Raw genomic sequence first — 2032 nt, 5'->3', positions numbered from 1 at the left:
TTCCAAAACAGGAAGTTATTCTTTCGCGGGCCCTTAGGGCCCGCGAAAGAATAGTGCGTTTATACCAAAGGGCAAGAAGGGGAACGAAGGGCGACAAGGGAAATACCCCTCTTCGTGCCCTTCGTGTTACATCACAGACTCAAAGTGGACCACGGTGCCGACGGCGAAACCCGCCCTACCCGAAAACTGCTAAATACCCGCTCACTTCAAACTTCGTGGTAAATCGAATTCCGTCAAGCGGGTTCCATGTCGCAGAGCAGCGGGTGGTGGTGGGAACGGGCGTACTGGTTGACGGTGACCACCTTGGTTTCGGCCACCTCGCGGGTGTAGATGCCGCATTCGCCGCGCCCCTGGGTGTGGACCTGAAGCATCACCCGGGTGGCCTTCTCGCGGTTCATGCGGAAGAAGCGCTCCAGCACCTCCACCACGAAGTCCATCGGCGTGTAGTCGTCGTTGAGCAGGATCACCCGATACATCGCCGGGCGCTTCAGCTCCGGCTTCGACTCCTGGACGGCCAGGCCGTCGCCGTGATCGTGTCGCTCTTTCTCACTCATCGTCTGTCAAATCCGCTGGTTTCCATTTTGGGCGCTCTAGGATAACGCAGAGAACGCAAAGACGCAGAGAACGCAAAGTTTTCAAAGTTCTTCTCTGCGTTCTCTGCGTCTTTGCGTCCTCTGCGTCGAACATCCGACGCACGAAAAGGACTACATGTTGGCGACGACCGCCTCGCCAAAGCCGGAGGAACCCACCTCAGTGGCGCCCTCCATCAGGCGGGCGAGGTCGTAGGTGACGGTCTTCGCCGTAATCGCCCCGCCGAGCCCCTTCACCACCAGATCCGCTGCCTCGCCCCAGCCCAGGTGGCGCAACATCATCTCGCCGGAGAGGATCACCGACCCCGGATTCACCTTGTCCTGGCCCGCGTACTTCGGCGCCGTGCCGTGGGTCGCCTCGAACATCGCCACGGTGTCCGACAGGTTGGCACCGGGAGCAATGCCGATGCCACCCACCTGGGCCGCGAGGGCATCGGAGATGTAGTCGCCGTTGAGGTTCAGCGTGGCGATCACGCTGTACTCCGCCGGGCGCAGCAGGATCTGCTGGAGGAAGGCGTCGGCGATCACGTCCTTGATCACGATCTCGCGGCCGCTCTTGGGATTCTTGAACGAGCACCACGGCCCGCCGTCGATCTCCACCGCACCGAACTCCTCGCGGGCCAGCTCGTAGCCCCAGTTCTTGAAGCCCCCCTCGGTGAACTTCATGATGTTGCCCTTGTGCACCAGGGTCACCGAGTCGCGATCGTTGTCGATGGCGTACTGGATCGCCTTGCGCACCAGCCGCCGGGTCCCTTCGCTGGAGACCGGCTTGATGCCGATGCCCGAGCTCTCCGGGAAGCGGATCTTGGTCACCCCCATCTCGTTGCGCAGGAAATCGATCACCCGCTTCGCCTCCGGGGTGCCGGCGGCCCACTCGATGCCGGCGTAGATGTCCTCGGAGTTCTCGCGGAAGATCACCATGTCGGTCTTCTCCGGCTCGCGCAGCGGGCTCGGCGTGCCGGGGTAGTAGCGCACCGGACGCAGGCAGACGTAGAGGTCCAGTTGCTGACGCAGGGTGACGTTGAGCGAACGCATGCCGCCGCCCACCGGGGTGGTCAGCGGCCCCTTGATCGAGACCACGAACTCCTGCACCGCCGCCAGCGTCTCCTCCGGCAGCCAGACGTCGCCGCCGTAGAGGTTGTTCGCCTTCTCACCGGCGTAGACCTCCATCCAGGCAATGGAGCGCTTGCCGCCGTAGGCCTTCGCCACCGCGGCATCCAACACCTTGCGCATCACCGGGGTGACGTCGACGCCGATGCCGTCGCCCTCGATGTACGGGATGATCGGACGATCGGGGACCTGGAGGGCGTTGCCTTCGCCGACGGTGATCTTGGCGCCGTCGGCGGGGACCTGAATCTTGTCGTAAGCCATGGAGACTCCTGAAAAAAGCCGCGCCTGTGGATTAAAGACGCGTGGACAGACCTAGCGAAATAGTCGGTAAT

2 protein-coding genes are annotated in these 2032 nt (G+C 62.6%); both read right to left on the bottom strand.

What is annotated here, in order from left to right:
- Positions 1 to 233: 233 nt before the first annotated feature.
- Positions 234 to 554, bottom strand: a complete 321-nt coding sequence (clpS, locus tag ACYQ2W_RS26050) for an ATP-dependent Clp protease adapter ClpS (protein ID WP_459873957.1) — start codon at positions 552 to 554, stop codon at positions 234 to 236.
- Positions 555 to 704: 150 nt separating this feature from the next.
- The gene (gene icd, locus ACYQ2W_RS26045; protein ID WP_459873955.1) at positions 705 to 1961 is read right to left on the bottom strand and encodes an NADP-dependent isocitrate dehydrogenase; all 1257 of its coding nucleotides are present in this window, start codon (positions 1959 to 1961) and stop codon (positions 705 to 707) included.
- Between the last annotated feature and the right edge of the window lie 71 nt (positions 1962 to 2032).

The sequence above is a fragment of the Endothiovibrio diazotrophicus genome (genome assembly GCF_054657215.1).
Note: the sequence above shows the minus strand (reverse complement) of the source record. Positions and strands in the feature narration are given on the sequence as shown.